We start from the raw sequence: 17,233 nt of genomic DNA on the forward strand, positions 1-17,233 counted from the left end.
GGCGTGGGCCCACCCAGCCGTGGAGGTCTATTCGGAGATTGGTTGTTCATGTCAGTATTGTATCTCTCACCACGGCTCTGCCATCTGTTCTACGACCATGCGGGCGGCCTTGTTGAGAACTGTCTCGCTGCCCTGGAAGAATTCCTCGGTGTAGGGCGACAGCGGGATATACGTTCCGGCGACGGTCATGGCGGGAATTTTGGCTAGTTCCTTGCCACTTCGCAGGTCGGTCCAGACGAACGACAGGGTGACGACCACTTCAATCTCGCGGGCGTTGCCGCTGGCGGCATCATAGCTGAGCACGAGTTGGCTGATGTCGTCGATGCGCCCGGTCAGCAGCGTGTCGGCGCCGGTCTTGTCTGCCACTTTGTACTTCGTCTGCAGTTCGATCTGCTTGATGACCGCCTCGGTCATGCGCAGCTCGATGTCGCGGCGGTAGACGTCTTTGCCTCGCGACCAGACGGGCACCGCCACGGTCTTGATGCCCGTGCGGTACTGGTCCTGCATCGTATAACCGGTGTTGGTGCATCCTGCCGCGATCAGTGCGGCCACGGTTGTCGCCAGGAGGAGATAAGCGGTCTTCATTGGGGTTTTCCGGTCGGAATTTCGCCAGACGTTTTGGGCAGCATCCCCTCTTCCGACGGTGGAGGGGGCGGCACAAACCGCTTATGATAGCGTCCCTCGGGCGGACTTGCCACTACTGTTGACTGAGAAGGTTCGCCCGGCGACCGCGGCGTGACGCCGCCCAGCAGCCCCAGCGCCTGACGCGCGTTCGCCGCCCAGGTCGTCTCGGGAAACCGGGTTGCCACCTGTCCGTAGTAATACGCCGCCGCGTCCAGGCGGCTGGTGCGCCTGTAAAATTCGGCGCTGCTGAAAAGTTTCTGCGCCCGCAGCTCGGTGATCTGCCGCAGCGTGTCGGGCACGCCCTCGCGCTTGGCGGCCTTGGGGTAGCGCTCCGTGAAGGTCTTGTACCGCTGCTGGGCCTCGAGCAGGGGCGTGTCGTCGAACTCGATGCCGCCAAACTGCGACTGCGTCGCGCGAGCCCCCTGGAGCATGGCGTACTCGACGTCCGGGTCGTTCTTGAACAGTTCGATATAGCTGTCGTAGGCGTCGACGGCTTCGGTCCACTCGCCGGCGCGGTAGTGGTAGTCGCCGATGCGCATGACGGACTTGCGGGCCAAGGCGCTTCCGGGGGAGTGCTTGACGATCTTGGAGAGGATCTCAAGCCCGTCCTCTTTGGCGGGCAACCAGAACATCCCCATCGACAGGCGTTTCTTTCCGGTCAGGAACGCCTCAGCCACGGCGTACTCGCGGTCGAGGGCGCGCTGGAAGAATTTTCCGCCGGGGAACTTGGCGATCTGCTTCTCGTACCACTCGAAACCCTGGAAGTAGTGCTCGCGTCCGACCTCGGCCTCGCCGGCAAGGAACATCGCTTCTTCGCAGTCGTCGTCGAAGGGATTGCTCTTGACGAACTTCTGGGCCTTGGAAAGGGCGTCGCCCCACTTCTTCTTGGCCAGCAGGTCGCGGATCTCGGTGATCCCCGCCGAGAGCGAACCGACCGGGGCGGCCGCCTTGCGCACCCACTTGCCGCCCTTCCACTCGAACTCGCCGGTTCCGGCGGCGTCGGAGACCGCGACGCCGCCCGTGGCCGGCCTCGAGGCCGGCGCCTTGCCCGCTTCGTCAGCCCGCGCCGCCGCCGGCGCGCACAACGCGGCGAGCATGGCGAGGGTCAGGATGTTGTTTGATGCCGCCATCGGTTTGGCCATAAAGCCCCCCGCAGACAGGGGAACAATTATACACCCCAAGCCGCCATTAGCAAGAAGGCGAGAGGGTCCGGTGCCGTGGCGCGCAGGGCCCAAGGCCCGGAGAGCCACGATCCCCGCACACGCGCCTCGTTGCCCCCATCGTGGCTGTCGGGCTAAAGCCCTCCCGCCACGGCACCCGAATTCGCAGGACCGCCCAGGACGTGCTTGGCCATCTTCGGCCAATGGTTGATCTGCTGGGCGATGTGGTAGCACAGCAGGCGGTTGACCTTGCGGGCCTGGGGTTCTTCCAGCACGGGGCGCGTTGCCGTGCGGCTGGCCGTCAGCGCCGCGATGCCCTGCAGCGCCGCGGCGTCGACGGCGAGGGCTTCCTTGGCCGTCATGCGGCAGCGGCTGCAGATCAGCCCGCCGGCGGTGGAACTGAAGAAGACCTGCTCCTTGGCGGCCGCCGCCTTGCCGATCAGGGGCGTCTGACAGCCCTGGCAGGTTCGCAGGTCAGCCAGAAGACCCAAATGACCGAGCAAGCGCCACTGGAAGTACGCCAGCACGGCCTGAACCGGCGCGTCACTCTGCCCCAGGCGCGTCAGGGCGTTGTGCAGCAGGTCGAAGACCTCCACGTGTACGTCGCCCTCGCTGACGGTGGCCGCCACGACTTCCAGCATGTACAGCGCCGCGTTAAGCCGCCGCAGGTCTTTTCGCAGCGCGGCGTGCGAGTCCGTCTCCGCGTACTCGATCAGGGTCGCCAGGCTCTCGCCCCGGCCGGTAGAGTAGATCAACTCCCCTTCGCTGAACATGTCGACCAGCCCGCCGGACTTGCTCTTGGGCCGCTTGGTGCCCTTGCCCAGCGCGCGGACAGCCCCGCCCTCGCGCGTCAGGAAGTGCAAGACCTGCGAGGTCTCGCTGTAGTCGTAAGCGCGAAGACAGATTGCCTGCTCCCGGTGGCGCATGGGGTAATAGTAACCAGTAATCAATAATCAGTGACCAGTAATCCGCAGCGTGGTTACTGATTACCGGTTACCGATTACTGATTACCAAGTTCTATTTGCTCTTGCGTTCGATGCGTGATGCGCTGCGGGCGTAGAGTTCGGCCACGCGGTTCCAGTTCACCACCGACCACCATGCCGCGATATAGTCGGCGCGGCGGCTCTGATATTTGAGGTAGTACGCGTGCTCCCAGACGTCCAGGCCGAGGATCGGTTGGCAGCCGTACATCAGGGGCGAGTCCTGGTTGGGCGTGCTGAAGACGGTCAACTGCCCGGTGGGTTCGACGGCCAACCAGGCCCATCCGCTGCCGAACCGCGCCATGGCAGCCTGGGTGAACTTGTCGGTCATCCTTCGAAAGCTGCCGAACTGCTCGATCAGCGTCTGGCCCAGCGTACCCTGCGGCGGCTGCGACCCGCCCGGGGTCATGATCCGCCAGAACAGGCTGTGATTGAGGTGCCCACCGCCGTGGTTGCGCACGTCCTGCCGGATGGCTTCCGGCACGCGACCGATGTCGTAGAGAATTTCCTCCAGCGGCAGCGACTGCAGTTCCCGCCGTCCATCGAGCAATTTGTTGAGGTTGTGTACATACCCGGCGTGATGCCTGGTGTGATGGATCTCCATCGTTTCGGCATCGATGTGGGGCTCAAGGGCGTCATACGGGTAAGGCAGAGCGGGCACTTCATAAACCATTGCTGATCCTCACTTCCTGTGGAAGCCACCCCAGCCGATTCAACGCGCAGGCCGTGGCGGCGCCTCTTCCACAGCACATTGTAGGGCAGCGTTTTGCGAAACAAACAAGCCGCCCGAAGTCGCCCGGCACTATCATTACATACGTACCGCTAAGACAAGGAGACGTACCATGATCAGGAAATTTCCTATCGCCCTGGCAACGGCGATTCTGGCCCTGGCATCCCCCGCTGCCCACGCCGCCCTGGCGACCCAGACTGTCGCCTACGCCCACCAGCAGACACAGATGCAGGGGCTGCTCGTCCTTGACGATGCCGCCCCAACTCCCCAGCCGCTGGTGCTGGTCGTGCATGAATGGTGGGGCCTCAATGACTATGCCAGGAACCGCGCCCGGCAGCTCGCGCAGATGGGCTATGCCGCCTTCGCCGTCGACATGTACGGCAAGGGCGTGGTGGCCAAGACACGAGACGAGGCCGCCAAGCTCGCCGGCCCCCTCCGTAGCGACCGCAAGCTCATGCGGGCGCGGATCAAGGCCGCCCTCGATGCCGTGAGCAAGAACCCGCGCGTCGACGCCAAACGCATCGCCGTGATCGGATACTGCTTCGGCGGAACGGTGGCGCTGGAATTGGCTCGCAGTGGAGCGGACATCGCCGGGGTGGTCAGCTTTCACGGCGGGCTCGACACCCCCACGCCCCAGGACGCCAGGAGCATCAAGGCCAAGATCCTCGTCTGCACCGGGGCCGACGACCGCTCCGTGCCGATGACGCAGGTGCAGGGCTTCATCGAGGAAATGCGCCCGGCCAAAGTGAACTACCAGATCAACATCTACAGCGGGGCCGTCCACGCCTTCACCAACCCCGCCTCAGGCGACGACCCATCCACCAATGTCGCCTACAACGAAACGGCGGACAAACGATCCTGGGAGGCAATGAAGAACTTCTTCGACGAAATCTTCAAGCGCTAGTCCGAAGTTCCCGCCCGGGTGCCGTGGCGCGCAGGGCCGAAGGCCCGGAGACTGGGTGCCGTGGCGCGCAGGGCAGAAGGCCCGGAGAGCCACGATCCCTGAACTGGCGGCGCTGCTGCGCTGGCGTGGCTGTCGGGCTAAAGCCCTCCCGCCACGGCACCCGCGCCTTCGGCTATCGCTTCGCACCGGCCGGACCGATGCGATCCACGGGAATCACCTCGAATCCAAGTTTCCACGCGGGAGAGCTGCTCTTGATCCGCAGGTCGCCGCCGGCGATGTTCACAAACTGCGGATCGGCGGCAAGGCTGTGCTTTTCCACCCCGGCCTTGCGGGCCTTGGCCAGGTGGCGCTTGCCCCAGTTCTTGTCGGCGGTGTTCCAGTAGAGGTTGTAATCGAGGTCGCACGTTCCCAGCGTCGGGATCGGCCGCCCGTCGGGCGCGGTGTCGCCCAGGTAGGCATTGTGATCGCTCGCGGAGGCGTAAAGGATGTTGCTCCGCACCAGGGCAGCCGTGGCGTGCGGGTCCATCAGCGTCAGGTACGCCCAGTGCTCCTGCTTGTCGTAGTGCATCTGGGCGATGATATTGCCCACGACGTGCTGGGGGCCCTTGGGCACGATCCCGATGCCCGCCCCGCCGCAGCGCCAGATGATATTGCCGATGTAGCGCGAGGTGTCTTGCGGCTGGTCCGAGCGTATGCCCGCCTGCATGTGGTGGCTGGGGCAGTCGTGGATGAAGTTCCAGCGGCACAGCGTGTCGCCGGCGACCGTCGAGATGTAGATCCCGTTGCCGTCGAAAATCTGCCGCATCACGTGGTGAATCTCGTTGAGCTCGACGACGTTGTCCTTGGTGTAGAACCACCGGCTGTCCATGAACAGCCCGCCGTCGAGCACGTCCTTGGCGGCCTTGATCTCGTGCCAGCGCACGGTCTTGAAACCTTCGCCGGTCGTGCGGCTGCGCATGTCCAGTCGCGTGCTGACGACGATCCCCGCGTAGGGCATGTGGTGGATCAGATTGTGGGCGACGCGGTTTCGCCCGCTCTGCCAGACGATGATCCCAGGCGAGTGCCAGTATTCCTGGCCGGCGTGGTGAATCACGTTGGCGACGACCTGGTTGTCGTGGCTGACGTTCTTGGCGCCCGGGCCGTACCCGCCCACGCTGACGCCCACGCCGCCGATGTGGTGCATGCGGTTGCCCGTCACGCGATTGCCCACCGCGTGCAGGTCCAGCCGCACTCCGGCGGCCCCGGCGTACACGAAGCGACAGTTCTCCACCGCGCAGTTCTCCGCCCCGCGGAAGCGCACCATCGCGGTGGGCCGATCGTGCAGCTCCCAGTCGTGCTGCATGCCCCAGCCGACGTGATCGGCGTCCCAGAGATAGCGGTCCGCCCGCGTGAACGTCAGGCCGCGGAAAATCAGCCCGCGCACGGGCATATCGCTCGGGCCGGCGTAATCGATCTTGCCCTCGACGCGGATCAACTCGGTCAGGCATGGGGCGACGATGTCGCGCGGCTGACCCGGCGTGCGCGGCCAGAGATAGATGCGCCGGGCCTTGGTGTCGCTCACCCACCGCCCGGGGCCGCTGAGGCCCTCGAAGGTGTTCTCGATGCATGTGCTGCCGCGTGGGCCATGACGCTCGAAGTCTGCCCCCTCAATGCCGTACGTCGGCGGCACAGCCACCGTCGCGGTTCCGGCCTCCGCGTCGACGGACTTGATCGGCAGGACGTTGGCCGACCACGGCGCGCCCATGCACAGTCGCACTTCCACGTCCCGCAGGTTCGTCCAGTTGCGGATGACTCCGGCGGGCATGCGGAAGGTGTCGCCGCTGAGCGTACGCCCGCCGGCGGCCCCGAGGCGCTTCATCGGCCCGACCTTCGCCCGCGGCAGCGGCCCTTTCGCATCATAGAGCGTGAAGAACCGCTTGAGGTTCTTCGGCATGGGCGCGACGTATATCTTCCCGCGGGCTTTGGCCGGCAGACCGGGCAGAGGGCCCGAGAGCTTCTTCCAGCCGCCGATCGCCACGTCCGGCGCCAGCACCGGCTTCTGCCCCGGCGCGGCGGCATAGGTAATCGTGTGGCCGTCGGCGGCAGAGTCGGCCAAGCCGAAAACCAGCGTCTTGCTCAGGCGGTACGTCCCCCCCGCAAGCAGCACGGTGAAGTCCTGGTCCGAATTTTTGTTTTTGAGCCGCCGCACCATGTCGCGTGCTGCCGCCAGCGTGGCCAGAGGCTTTTCCTTCGTGCCGGGATTGCCGTCGCGGCCGCCGGGGGAAACATAGATCGTCATGATGACTCCTGTCAGTTAGGGCCGAGAGTATACCGCGCGACGCCGCCCAACGCATGTGGAGTGCGGCAGCAGCAGCTGCCGCTTTTGGAGTTGTTCAGGCGCAGAGAGACTTTGCGGTTGGAAAAACTTCCAAAGCGGCAGCTAAGGCTGCCGCACTCCATAGGTCACGCGGCGCGATTCAGCCACCACACCGCGGCGTTGAGAGTTGAGGCGTATGTTACCCATGCGGCGTACGGCAGCAGCAGTTGCCCCGAAAGCGGACGCACCTGCCAGAACAGTATGATCGTGGCGATGATGGCCGCCAGCAGCAGGACGATGTCGACCATCGCCCACAGCGGGCTGTGCAGACCGAAGAACAACACCGACCAGGCCAGGTTCAGAGCGAGCTGCACGCCGAAGAGCACCATCGCCGCGGTGATCGCCGTGCTGTCGCGGCGCAGCCAGACCAGCCACGCCGAGACGGCCATCGTGCCGAACAGGAACGTCCACACCGGACCGAAGACCCACGCCGGCGGATTCCAGGGCGGCTTTCGCAAGGTCCCGTACCACTCTCGCACGGCTGGAGCGGTCACCCATCCGCCCACTCCCATCACTCCGAAACACAGCAACAGAAATGCCGCCAGAATCAGAATGTTGTACACCAACGGTTTCACGGGTACTCTCCTGTTAAGAGTATTCTATTTCAATTGTCGACTATTAACGCCCGATAGATTGAGCCGCGGAGGTCGCTGAGGATGTCGAAAGACAGTGCCAGAACGAACTTCACCAAGATGACCCGCACGAGGATCGTTATTTTGGCGGCGGCGGTGCTGGCTGCCCACGCTTCCGGCGCGCCAGCCACGCGACCGGCCTCGGACAGGAGCGAAAGCATGCCCAGTTCCCATCGACGGTTCATTTACAAGAAGACGCCACAAGCCGAGTTGGCCATGTTCGTGCATTTGCCCAAGGACTGGAAGCCCTCCGACAAGCGCCCGGCCATCGTATTTTTCTTCGGCGGCGGATGGACCGGCGGCACGACCGAGCAGTTTCGCAAACAGGCGGAGTATTTCGCCTCGCGCGGGATGGTCGCCGCCCGGGCCGACTACCGCGTCAAGAGCCTCCACGGCGTCACGCCCGATAAGTGCGTTTCTGACGCCAAGAGCGCCGTGCGGTATCTGCGGGCCAACGCCGTGAAACTGGGCATCGATCCTGACCGCATCGTCGCCTCGGGCGGATCTGCCGGCGGGCACATCGCCGCCTGTGCGGGACTCAGCGAAGGGCTTGAGGATGAAGACACAGCGGTCTCTTCAAAACCCAACGCGATGGTGCTGTTCAACCCCGTAGCCAAGCTCTACGGCCAGGCGCCGCTGACAGCCGCGATGGCGCACGATCCCAAACTCGCCAAGATCATCAGCCCATGCGCAAATGTCAAAGCCGACTCGCCGCCGGCCGTCGTCTTCTACGGCGACAAGGACAAGTTCTACAAAATCGACGGCCGCGAATTCGAAAAAGCCGCCGCCAAGGCCGGCGCGAAGATGACGTTCGTGATCTATCCCGGACAGGATCACGGGTTCTTCAATCACTCGCCGTACAGGGAGCGCACGCTCATCGAAGCCGACAAGTTCCTGGCTGCTCTGGGATACCTCAAAGGCCCGCCGACAATTTCCGCCCCGGCCGATAGTATTCACTGATGGCCCGAACAAAGCCCAGAGTCGATATCAACCCTCTGCGACTTGCGTGGCTGAACCGCAAGGAAACCCGCCGCGGCCGCTATGTGCTGTATTGGATGCAGGCGTCGCAGCGCGAGCGGTTCAACCATGCCTTGGAATACGCCGCCGCGCGGGCCAATGAGCTTTCCCTGCCGCTTGTGGCCGCCTTCGCGCTGACGGCTGACTTTCCTGACGCCAATCTGCGCCACTACAGCTTTATGCTTCAGGGCCTGGCCGATACGTCCGCAGCGCTCGCCCGGCGCGGCGTGCAGCTTGTCGTCCGGGCCGGTTCACCGGCGGAGGTGATACCTGAGTTGGCCGCCGAGGCCGCCGAGCTTGTCACGGATGTCGGTTATCTGCGCGTCCAGCGCGCGTGGCGGCGGAAAGTGACCTCGCGGACGTCCTGCCGGTGCGTGCAGGTCGAAAGCGACGTGGTGGTGCCGGTGCGCGTCGCCTACCCGAAGGAAGCGGTGGGCGCACGGGTGATTCGCGGGCCCATCCAGCGGCTGTTGGGCGAGTATCTCGCGCCGCTGCGCCGCGTGGCGGTGGCGAAGGACTCGCTGGCCCTGCGACTGGGCGGGCTGGACGCGGCTCGCTGGCAGGACGTATTGGCCGGTATGAAGATCGACCGCAGCGTGGCGCGGGTGGAGCGCGAAGGCGGCACGACGGCCGCCCTGCGGCAGTGGCGGTCGTTCCTTCGAGGCGGTCTGGCGCAATACCACGAGGCCCGAAATGATCCCAGCCTCGACGGCGGCTCGCACATGAGCGCCTACCTGCACTTCGGGCAGCTCTCGCCGCTGGAACTGGCTTTGGACGTTCTCGCCGCCGACGCCCCTGCCAAGGCCAAAGACGCTTACCTGGAGCAACTGATCGTCCGGCGCGAGCTGAGCATGAACTTCACGCACTACAACCGCCGCTACGATGCCTTCGCTGCCCTGCCCGCCTGGACCCGCGCGACTCTGGCTGCCCATCGCCACGACAAACGCCCGTACCTTTATACCGCGGCGCAGCTCGAAGCCGCCGACACGCACGACCGGTACTGGAATGCCGCCCAGAGGCAGATGGTCCGGACGGGCTACATGCATAACACCATGCGGATGTACTGGGGGAAGAAGATCCTGGAATGGACGCCCCAGCCGGAAAAGGCCTTTCGGACGATCCTGCACCTCAATAACAAGTATTTCCTCGATGGGCGCGACCCAAACGGCTTTGCCGGCGTCGCCTGGTGTTTCGGCAAACATGACCGCCCCTGGGCCCAGCGGCCGGTTTTCGGCCTCGTGCGGTACATGAACGAACGCGGACTGGAACGAAAGTACCAAATGGAACCCTACGCTGACAAGTTCTCGTGACCCCCCATCGGATTCCGCCGACAGACCAATTGCCCTTCACTTGCTGGAAAGAAATGCTAACACAGTGGAAGATTGGCCTTGTCAAAATGGACATTTTTTGGTAGCATACTTCCCGTCGGGCAGAGGAAGCAGTTCCCGGCAAAGGAAGAAAGCCCTTTCTGTATTGAACGAAGGTTTGCGGTGAAGGAGATGTACGTCATGAAGAACGTCGCTCTATTGTTTGCGCTGGTTGCCATTTCTACCTCTGCTGCCCTGGGAAACGACTTTGTGTGGGACGCTGGCGGGGCTAACAGCAGTTGGGTGACCAACGCCAATTGGGATCCGGAATCGCCCGCTCCCAATTACGCCACCACCAGCACGGACACGTTTCTGATCGGCGAAGGTTTTGCCGCCGCCACGACGGATACGACGTTCGGTGCGGCGCTGACTGTGCAGGGCACTCTCAACGTGGCCACGCAGGGTGCCACGGCCAGCAAGCTCTCGCTCAATGGCGGAACGCTGGCGGCCTCCAATGCCGGCGGGTATAGCCTGATCAACGGCACGCTGACGGTTGATCCGGGAGCGGCGGGCGCTCTGGTGGGGGTTCTGAACAACAGCACGGCCAGCGATTTCTACCTGCGGATGAAGTTGAACAAAGACCTGATCAACGGGACGGGCGACCTGGTCAAGACCGGAAGCGGGCGGCTGCGCCTGGGCGGGGTGGCCGGCGGGACGTGGGACGGCACGCTGACCATCGAGTCCGGTTCGGTTTACATGGAAAACGTCAATGGCCTGGCGCAGGGGACGATCCAGCTCAATGCCGGCGGGGGGACGTTCGAGATCGGCTCGGGATTTGCCAGTGGATCGGTCTACATCAACAACGGCGCGACGATGGCGTGGAACAGCCAGAACGTCCAGGCCTACGCCCTGCACCTCAACGGCGGGACACTCTCGGGCACCGGCGCTACGCCGTACTGCACGACCAACTCGAATTTCTACATCGACGCCGACTCGATCATCGAGCAAAACGGCACCGACCGTTTCTATATTCAGGCCAAGCTGATCGGCTCGGCGAATATCGAGATCGGCGGCACGGGCGTGACGACGTTCGCCTACAACGGCAACGTTAACACGTACAGCGGTACGATCAACGTCGGCGACGGCAAGATCGTTTCGATGGAAAACACTTGGGGCCTCTGCGGCGGCACGGCGGACGTCGCCAGCGGCGGCACGTTCCGCATCGGGGCGGGCTTCAGCAACGGCCAGGTGAATATCGGCGAGGGCGCGATTGCCGACAACGCCAACTACGGCGGCGGCAACACCAACGACACCGTCGTTTCAAACCTGCACCTCCAGGGCGGTACGCTCCAGGGCGCCGGCAACCAGAACATGGGCCACGGCGGGTCCAACAGCAAGGTCTGGGTCGACAGCGATTCAGTCCTCAAGGGCAAGACCGCCGGGCAGTCCATGATCGTCTCCGCCCAGCTCAATGGCGAAGGGGACCTTGAGATCCAAGGCCCCGGAAGCGTCTACCTTAACAGTGACCAGGCGGCCAGCACCTACAGCGGAACGATCACGGTAGCCTCGGACGCGACGCTGCGGATGAACAACCGCTATGGCCTGGGAGGCGGAACGGTTCAGCTCGGCGCTTCCAGCGGCAGTTTCCTGCTGGGCGCCGGTCTGAGCAACGGTACGGTCAACGTCGGCGCCGGCGCCATCGCCCAGGTTGATGGGGGCGGCGCGTTTGTAACCGGCGAGTTGCACTTGCGGGGCGGCACGCTGGCATTCACCGGAAGCGGCTATATCGAGAACACCAGCGGCAGCAGGATTTACGTGGATGAGGGCTTCACGTCCTATGTCAGTGATGCGGCAGGCGGTCAGGCGGGCCTGGTACGGGCGAGCCTGGTCGGCGCAGGAGACTTGTTGATCACGGGCGCCGGCGACGTGGCGCTGGGCAGCAACACCCTGACGACCGGCTACACCGGGACGATCCGTATTGCCTCGGGCACCACGCTGCGGATGGAAAACGCCAACGGGCTTTCAGGCGGCACGATCGAGCTCGATGGCGCCAGCGGCACGTTCAAGTTGAGCGAGGGCTTTGCCAACGGTTCGGTAAACGTCAAGACCGGCGGCTCGGTCTATGCGGACATGAACGGCGCCTGGAAGATCGCCAGCCAACTGCGCCTCCAGGGCGGAACAGTGAGCTCGCTCAGCACGACCAACAACAACTACTATGTCGGCGACAATACCGACAACAGCCGCCTGTATCTGGATTCGGAATCCGCGATCCAGGCCAGTTATGCAACCAAGTATCTCCATATGGGCGCGAAGCTGTATGGCACTGCAACCGCCAACAAGACCGGGACAGGCATCCTGCGGATGTATCGCAATAGCACCTCGTCTTACACGGGCAACTGGAACATCCAGGAAGGCATATTGGAACTGGCCAACATCTCAAGCTGGAATGCCCAGGAGGCACTGGGCTCCGGTGCGGCAGTCAACATCGCCGGCGGGGCGTACCTGCGATTCACCGACAATAACTCTAACAACATCTGGTCCATCACCAAGACCCTGACGGGAACCGGCACGGTGCAGTCCAGCGGCACCAGCGACAAGTTCGTCATCTCCCGCGATGCCACCGATTCCTTCGGCGGGATATCGCCCGGAACCAATGGCATCGGGACCTTGACCTTCAACTGGACGGCCGTCAACACCAGCACCCAACTGGACTTCGCCAAGAGCGCCACGAACGCTCGGGCGGCCTGGAATATTGAAGTCCTCGACAGCAGCACCTACGACAAGATTGTCAGCAACGGCTACCTGTCCACGACGGCTTTGACCAATTCCGTGCTGGTCGTCGATACTCAGGCCCCGGTCTCCGGGACGCTGACGATCTACCAGGGCATCGCCAGCCAGAACCTCAGCGCGATGTCGTTCGGCGAAGTCCAGTGGCTCAACAACTACCTGGGCACGGTGGTCTACGGCACTGACGGGAGTATCAAGCTCACCAATATCATCACCCCGGTGCTCTGGGAAACTGCCAGCGGCGACTGGACGGGCGCTGCCAACTGGAGCCCCGACGGCAAACCGACGGGCACGACGCTGACGTCGGTCCTCAACGGCGGCGTTTGCGAGATTAGCACAGCCGAGAGCACCGCAACCTTGTACATCAAGAACGCCGACAGCACGGTCAACATCGCCGCGACCGGCGGCCTGGCGGTTGGCACCAGCGTGGACGTTCTGGCCGGCAGTGCCTTGTCGGTCAGCGGCGCTCTGGCGACCCCGATCCTGCGGACGGCTGGAACCACCAGCTTCAACAGCGGCGCCACCGGCACGGTCGCCGACCTGAGAGTCTCCGGAGGAACCACCGCCGTCAATGCCGGCTGGGCCGGGGCGATCACGAACCTGACGGTCTCCGGCGGCGGGGCCTTCAGCGTCGCCGATGGGCAAGACTTCACCACCACCAGCACTACCCTCAGCAGCGGCACGCTGGACCTGGGCATCGGCACCAGCTCCAGCCTGGGCACGCTGTCGATCTACGGCGGAATGTTCACGGCGGACCGGGCGATGGCTGCCGGCGCCGTCACGATGTCCGGCGGCGCCTGGACCGCCAACGGCGCGGTCGGCGTCACCAGCATCACCGCCACTGGCGGGACTATGGACTTCAATCAGGGCCTCACCGCCAGCGGCGCCGTTAGCGCCACCAATGCCTCTATCGCGATCGATAACGGCGCGGCGCTCCAGAACGTCACCGCCGCCAAGACCACCGCTGACGCAGCGGTTGCCCTGACGATGGAGAATGGAACCTACACGGCCGGAACCGTTCAGGCCGCCGGGACGGTTGTCATCGACAACGCCACCGTCGCGGTGACGGCGCTGAACGTCGGCGTGAACAATTCGTACCAGACCATCGCCACGATCACCGATTCGACGGTGACGGCCGGTTCCACGAACATCCGCTACAGCAACAGTTCGGGCAACCCCACGACGCTGACGGTCGGCGATGGCGGCACGCTGATTCTGGCCGCCACGGCCAACTATGGTTTTGACAGCGGCAACTACAACCAGGGACGTTACGTCCTTGCCGAAGGCGGCGTGATCCGCTTCACCAGCTCGATCGATCTGACCACCTTCCAGGCCCGCACGCAGTGGAACAGCGGCGTGCTTGAGGTCGTCGGCACGCTGGGCAGCTACAACAATGCGGCCCTGACGGCGGGGCAGATCATCGACTTCGGCGCCACCGGCGGCCTGGCTGCCGGCACCGACAAGATGTACCTGCGTGGCGGCGAGATGCGCTTCAGCAACGGCTTCGCCCGCGACGCGCGGCTGCAGATGACCGAAGATCTGGGTACGATCATCGTCTCCGGCGGCGCCTTGTCGGGCATGGGCGGCATGGTTTCGGCCAACCTCGTCCTCAGTGGCGCCGCGGCCACCTGGTCCACCGGGACCGCCACGATGAGTTCGGGCTCAGTGCTGATGCTCGCTGACGGGGCCAAGGCCACCGTGGGGGCGGGTAAGTTCTTCACAGCCGACCAGATCGCCTTTGCCGGCACGGGCGGCACGGTGGAGCTGGCCGACGGATTCCTGATCCATGGCGCCCAGAAACTGGTTCTTAGCGCCGCAGCGGCGATTACCGGCAGCGGCCAGATCCTCGTCGGCTCCAGCGGGATCGACCTGGGCGCCACCGGTGACGAAGGCAGCCTCATCGGCGCCGGCGCCGGTCTGGTGGTCTACGGCGACATCAGCGGCAACGGCTCGCTGGTCAACACCACCGTCTACGGAAACATCAGCGTCGGCCACAGCCCCGGCGAGATGACCCTCGACGGAGCGACCCTCAGCGGCAGCAGCGTTCTGACGATGGAAATCGGCGGCGCCGAGTCCGGTCTGTACGACCAGGTGATTCTGCCGGGCAGCCTGAATCTCCAGAGCGGCGCGACGCTGGAGATCGCCTGGTACAACGGCTTTGAGGCCGTCGCCGGCCAGAGCTTCCAACTGTTCGACATCAACGGCGGCGCGATCAACGGCACCTTCGCCCTGGTTACGCCTGGCTTCAGCAATCCGGACCTGACGTGGGATCTGTCGCACCTGTACACCAGCGGCACGATCACAGTGACGGGCATCCCCGAACCGGCGACGATGGCGCTGCTGGCCGTCGGCGGGCTGCTGATCCTGGCGCGTCGGCGCGGGCGGAGAGAACACGAATGACGCGGATGGGGATGAATGAAGTGCAGGGATAGAAAGGATCACCACAGAGGCACAGAGGTCATTGAGGTAACGACAAGAACAGAAGCAAGAACCAAGCTCTATTCTTTCTACCTCGTTTCTCTCTGAGCCTCTGTGGTGAGTTGTATTGCTCGCCGCTCACCACTCACAACTCACAACTGACTAGAAGACTGCGGCGTCAGGTGCAGGACCTTGCCCATGCGTCGCCATCGGGCGTAGCGCTGGGCCAGCAGCTTATCGCCGGCAAGGGCCTTGAGCTCGCGCAGGCTCTTGACGAGGTAGCGTTCCAGGTTTCCTGCCGCCTCGATCGGGTCGCGATGGGCGGCGCCCAGCGGTTCTGGGATGATGTCGTCGATCACGTCGAGCTCTTTGAGCTGAGGGGCGGTGAGCTTGAGGGCCTCGGCGGCCTCGGGGGCCTTTTCGCCCGTGCGCCACAAGATGCTCGCGCAGCCTTCTGGCGAGATGACCGAGTAGTACGCATAGCGGAGCATGGCGATGCGGTCGCCGACGGCCACGCCCAGCGCCCCGCCGCTGCCGCCCTCGCCGATGACTACGCAGACGATGGGCGTGGCCAGGCGGCTCATTTCCAGCAGGTTTCGGGCGATGGCCTCGGCCACGCCGCGCTCTTCCGAGCCCACGCCGGGGTAGGCCCCCTGCGTGTCGACCAGTGTCACCACCGGCAGGTGGAACTTGCCGGCCAATTGCATCACGCGCAGGGCCTTGCGGAAGCCCTCGGGGTGCGCACAGCCGAAGTTGCAGGCGACCTTTTCCTTGGTGTCGCGCCCCTTCTGCTGGGCGATGATGACGGCCTTCTCCGTACCGATCGACCCTATGCCGGTGATGATGGCCTTGTCGTCGGCGAAGCGGCGGTCGCCGTGGAGCTCGACGAAGTTCTTGACGATCTGGGCGATGTAGTCCTTGGCCAGCGGGCGGGCGGGGTGGCGGGCCACCTGCACCGTTTCCCACGCCGTCAGGGCGTCGTACGTCTTGCGGAGCAGCCCCGTGCGCTGGGCGCGGATCTGGTGGATCTCCGAAACGTAGTCGCGGCCGGACTTGGCCTGGGCGGCTTCGAGCTCCTCGATCTGCTTGTGCAGACGGAGAATGGGCCTCTCGAAAGGCAACTGGTAGCCGCCGGCGATGCCATCATTGTCAGCCATGCGAAAACCCGCTACTAAAAAGGACGCCCTGAGCGTCCTGGTCCTTTTTCCTGCTCACCAACGTATCGCAGGCAAGGCGGGCAATCAAGCAAAATCACCAGTTAGCGGTCGAGCTTGCTCGACGCGGTTGTTTCCCCGACCCCCAGACGAAGAACGACGGTCCCGATGGGGCCGCCTTTTCTATTGGATATTGCATATCGCATATTGGATATTGAAGCCATGGCTCGCAAGGGCATCAAGCACGTGACGATCGTCGGCGTCGGTCTGCTGGGCGGATCGGCCGCCATGGCGCTCAAGGCGCACGATCCCTCCATCACGGTTGCCGGCGTCGGACGCCGCCAGGCGAGCCTGGACGACGCGCTGCGCGTCGGGGCGATCGACACCGCCCATCTGGACCTGGCCGAGCCGGCCCGCCGGACCGACCTGGTCATCCTCGCCACGCCCGTCGGGGCGTTTGACGGGCATCTTCGCACGCTGAAGGGCTCGCTGCGAAAAGGCGCCCTGGTGACCGACGTCGGCTCGACCAAGGCCGCCGTCGTCCGAATCGCCCAGCGGGTCCTCGGCAAGGGCGGACCTTTCGTCGGCAGCCACCCGATGGCCGGCAGCGAAGCCAAGGGCGTCGCCTTCGCACGCGGCGACCTGTTCCACAACGCCACGTGCATTATCACGCCCACGCCCGACACGCCGCCGGCGGCCGCCGGGACCATCGAGCAACTCTGGCGCGACCTGGGGATGCGGACGGTGCGGATGACCCCAGCCGCCCACGACCGCGCCGCCGCCCGCGTCTCGCACCTGCCCCACCTGCTGGCGGGCCTGCTGATGATGCTGCCCGGCGACACCGATCTGAACATCGCCGCTACCGGATTCCGCGACGCGACGCGGTTGGCCGGCGGCGACGTCGAGATGTGGCGCGACATCCTGCTGACCAACCGCTCGGCGATCCTAGCCGCGATGGAGACCTTCGAGCATGACCTGATGCGCCTGCGCGACCTGATCGACCTGGCCGACGCACCGGGCATCGAGCAGTTCCTCGCCCAAGCCAAGACCCGCCGCGACCAGACCATCGCCAAAGCCCTCGCCGACCGCCGCGTCGCGATGGAGTAACCCGGCATCATCCGGGGTACGATGAAATCTCCCATGGCGGGCAATCCAACTCCGCCG

At 64.5% G+C, this 17,233-nt stretch carries 13 protein-coding genes; 5 read left to right on the top strand and 8 right to left on the bottom strand.

Annotated features, from left to right (window positions below; all coding sequences use genetic code 11):
- Nucleotides 1-66: 66 nt before the first annotated feature.
- The 4 genes from lptE to ABFD92_20830 form a co-directional block, all read right to left on the bottom strand.
- Entirely contained in the window at nucleotides 67-585 is a 519-nt protein-coding gene (gene lptE, locus ABFD92_20815) for an LPS assembly lipoprotein LptE (GenBank protein MEN6506984.1), read from the bottom strand.
- On the bottom strand, nucleotides 582-1,766 hold the full coding sequence (bamD, locus tag ABFD92_20820) for an outer membrane protein assembly factor BamD (GenBank protein ID MEN6506985.1): 1,185 nt from the start codon (nucleotides 1,764-1,766) through the stop codon (nucleotides 582-584). Before bamD ends, lptE begins: the two co-directional genes overlap by 4 nt.
- Before the next feature lie 152 nt (nucleotides 1,767-1,918).
- On the bottom strand, nucleotides 1,919-2,734 hold the full coding sequence (gene recO / locus ABFD92_20825) for a DNA repair protein RecO (GenBank protein MEN6506986.1): 816 nt from the start codon (nucleotides 2,732-2,734) through the stop codon (nucleotides 1,919-1,921).
- Nucleotides 2,735-2,801: 67 nt separating this feature from the next.
- The gene (locus tag ABFD92_20830) at nucleotides 2,802-3,437 is read right to left on the bottom strand and encodes a superoxide dismutase (protein ID MEN6506987.1); all 636 of its coding nucleotides are present in this window, start codon (nucleotides 3,435-3,437) and stop codon (nucleotides 2,802-2,804) included.
- Nucleotides 3,438-3,606: 169 nt separating this feature from the next.
- Between ABFD92_20830 and ABFD92_20835 the strand changes: the two genes are divergently transcribed.
- The gene (locus tag ABFD92_20835) at nucleotides 3,607-4,398 is read left to right on the top strand and encodes a dienelactone hydrolase family protein (GenBank protein ID MEN6506988.1); all 792 of its coding nucleotides are present in this window, start codon (nucleotides 3,607-3,609) and stop codon (nucleotides 4,396-4,398) included.
- A 172-nt stretch (nucleotides 4,399-4,570) separates the two neighbouring features.
- Here ABFD92_20835 and ABFD92_20840 read toward each other — a convergent pair whose 3' ends face one another.
- The 3 genes from ABFD92_20840 to ABFD92_20850 all read right to left on the bottom strand — a co-directional run bounded on the left by ABFD92_20840 (nucleotide 4,571) and on the right by ABFD92_20850 (nucleotide 7,547).
- Nucleotides 4,571-6,676, bottom strand: a complete 2,106-nt coding sequence (locus ABFD92_20840) for a right-handed parallel beta-helix repeat-containing protein (protein ID MEN6506989.1) — start codon at nucleotides 6,674-6,676, stop codon at nucleotides 4,571-4,573.
- A 164-nt stretch (nucleotides 6,677-6,840) separates the two neighbouring features.
- A complete protein-coding gene (locus ABFD92_20845) occupies nucleotides 6,841-7,329 on the bottom strand; it encodes a TspO/MBR family protein (protein ID MEN6506990.1) in 489 nt (162 codons plus the stop codon).
- Nucleotides 7,330-7,358: 29 nt separating this feature from the next.
- Nucleotides 7,359-7,547, bottom strand: a complete 189-nt coding sequence (locus tag ABFD92_20850) for a hypothetical protein (GenBank protein ID MEN6506991.1) — start codon at nucleotides 7,545-7,547, stop codon at nucleotides 7,359-7,361.
- Between ABFD92_20850 and ABFD92_20855 the strand changes: the two genes are divergently transcribed.
- The 3 genes from ABFD92_20855 (at nucleotide 7,546) to ABFD92_20865 (ending at nucleotide 14,897) form a co-directional block, all read left to right on the top strand.
- Nucleotides 7,546-8,346, top strand: coding sequence for an alpha/beta hydrolase (locus ABFD92_20855; protein ID MEN6506992.1), 801 nt, complete (start codon nucleotides 7,546-7,548; stop codon nucleotides 8,344-8,346). The two genes, ABFD92_20850 and ABFD92_20855, sit on opposite strands and share 2 nt — an antisense overlap.
- Entirely contained in the window at nucleotides 8,346-9,713 is a 1,368-nt protein-coding gene (locus ABFD92_20860; GenBank protein MEN6506993.1) for a deoxyribodipyrimidine photo-lyase, read from the top strand. The genes ABFD92_20855 and ABFD92_20860 overlap by 1 nt, the downstream gene beginning before the upstream one ends.
- A gap of 198 nt (nucleotides 9,714-9,911) precedes the next feature.
- Entirely contained in the window at nucleotides 9,912-14,897 is a 4,986-nt protein-coding gene (locus ABFD92_20865; GenBank protein ID MEN6506994.1) for a PEP-CTERM sorting domain-containing protein, read from the top strand.
- A gap of 170 nt (nucleotides 14,898-15,067) precedes the next feature.
- Here the strand turns inward: ABFD92_20865 and ABFD92_20870 are convergent, their stop codons facing one another.
- The gene (locus ABFD92_20870) at nucleotides 15,068-16,054 is read right to left on the bottom strand and encodes an acetyl-CoA carboxylase carboxyltransferase subunit alpha (protein MEN6506995.1); all 987 of its coding nucleotides are present in this window, start codon (nucleotides 16,052-16,054) and stop codon (nucleotides 15,068-15,070) included.
- A gap of 237 nt (nucleotides 16,055-16,291) precedes the next feature.
- On the opposite strand from ABFD92_20870, the gene ABFD92_20875 reads away from it, so the two are divergent.
- Nucleotides 16,292-17,176, top strand: coding sequence for a prephenate dehydrogenase/arogenate dehydrogenase family protein (locus ABFD92_20875; protein MEN6506996.1), 885 nt, complete (start codon nucleotides 16,292-16,294; stop codon nucleotides 17,174-17,176).
- The last annotated feature ends 57 nt before the right edge of the window (nucleotides 17,177-17,233 follow it).

This window comes from Planctomycetaceae bacterium (assembly GCA_039680605.1).
In the GTDB taxonomy this organism is placed as follows: domain Bacteria; phylum Planctomycetota; class Phycisphaerae; order SM23-33; family SM23-33; genus JAJFUU01.

Excerpts from the sequence above, each read along its gene's own strand:
- ABFD92_20875 (MEN6506996.1), top strand. The coding sequence starts at position 16,292 with ATGGCTCGCAAGGGCATCAAGCACGTGACGATCGTCGGCGTCGGTCTG.
- ABFD92_20865 (MEN6506994.1), top strand. The coding sequence starts at position 9,912 with ATGAAGAACGTCGCTCTATTGTTTGCGCTGGTTGCCATTTCTACCTCT.
- ABFD92_20830 (MEN6506987.1), bottom strand. The coding sequence starts at position 3,437 with ATGGTTTATGAAGTGCCCGCTCTGCCTTACCCGTATGACGCCCTTGAG.
- lptE (MEN6506984.1), bottom strand. The coding sequence starts at position 585 with ATGAAGACCGCTTATCTCCTCCTGGCGACAACCGTGGCCGCACTGATC.
- ABFD92_20840 (MEN6506989.1), bottom strand. The coding sequence starts at position 6,676 with ATGACGATCTATGTTTCCCCCGGCGGCCGCGACGGCAATCCCGGCACG.
- ABFD92_20855 (MEN6506992.1), top strand. The coding sequence starts at position 7,546 with ATGCCCAGTTCCCATCGACGGTTCATTTACAAGAAGACGCCACAAGCC.
- bamD (MEN6506985.1), bottom strand. The coding sequence starts at position 1,766 with ATGGCCAAACCGATGGCGGCATCAAACAACATCCTGACCCTCGCCATG.
- ABFD92_20860 (MEN6506993.1), top strand. The coding sequence starts at position 8,346 with ATGGCCCGAACAAAGCCCAGAGTCGATATCAACCCTCTGCGACTTGCG.
- ABFD92_20850 (MEN6506991.1), bottom strand. The coding sequence starts at position 7,547 with ATGCTTTCGCTCCTGTCCGAGGCCGGTCGCGTGGCTGGCGCGCCGGAA.
- ABFD92_20835 (MEN6506988.1), top strand. The coding sequence starts at position 3,607 with ATGATCAGGAAATTTCCTATCGCCCTGGCAACGGCGATTCTGGCCCTG.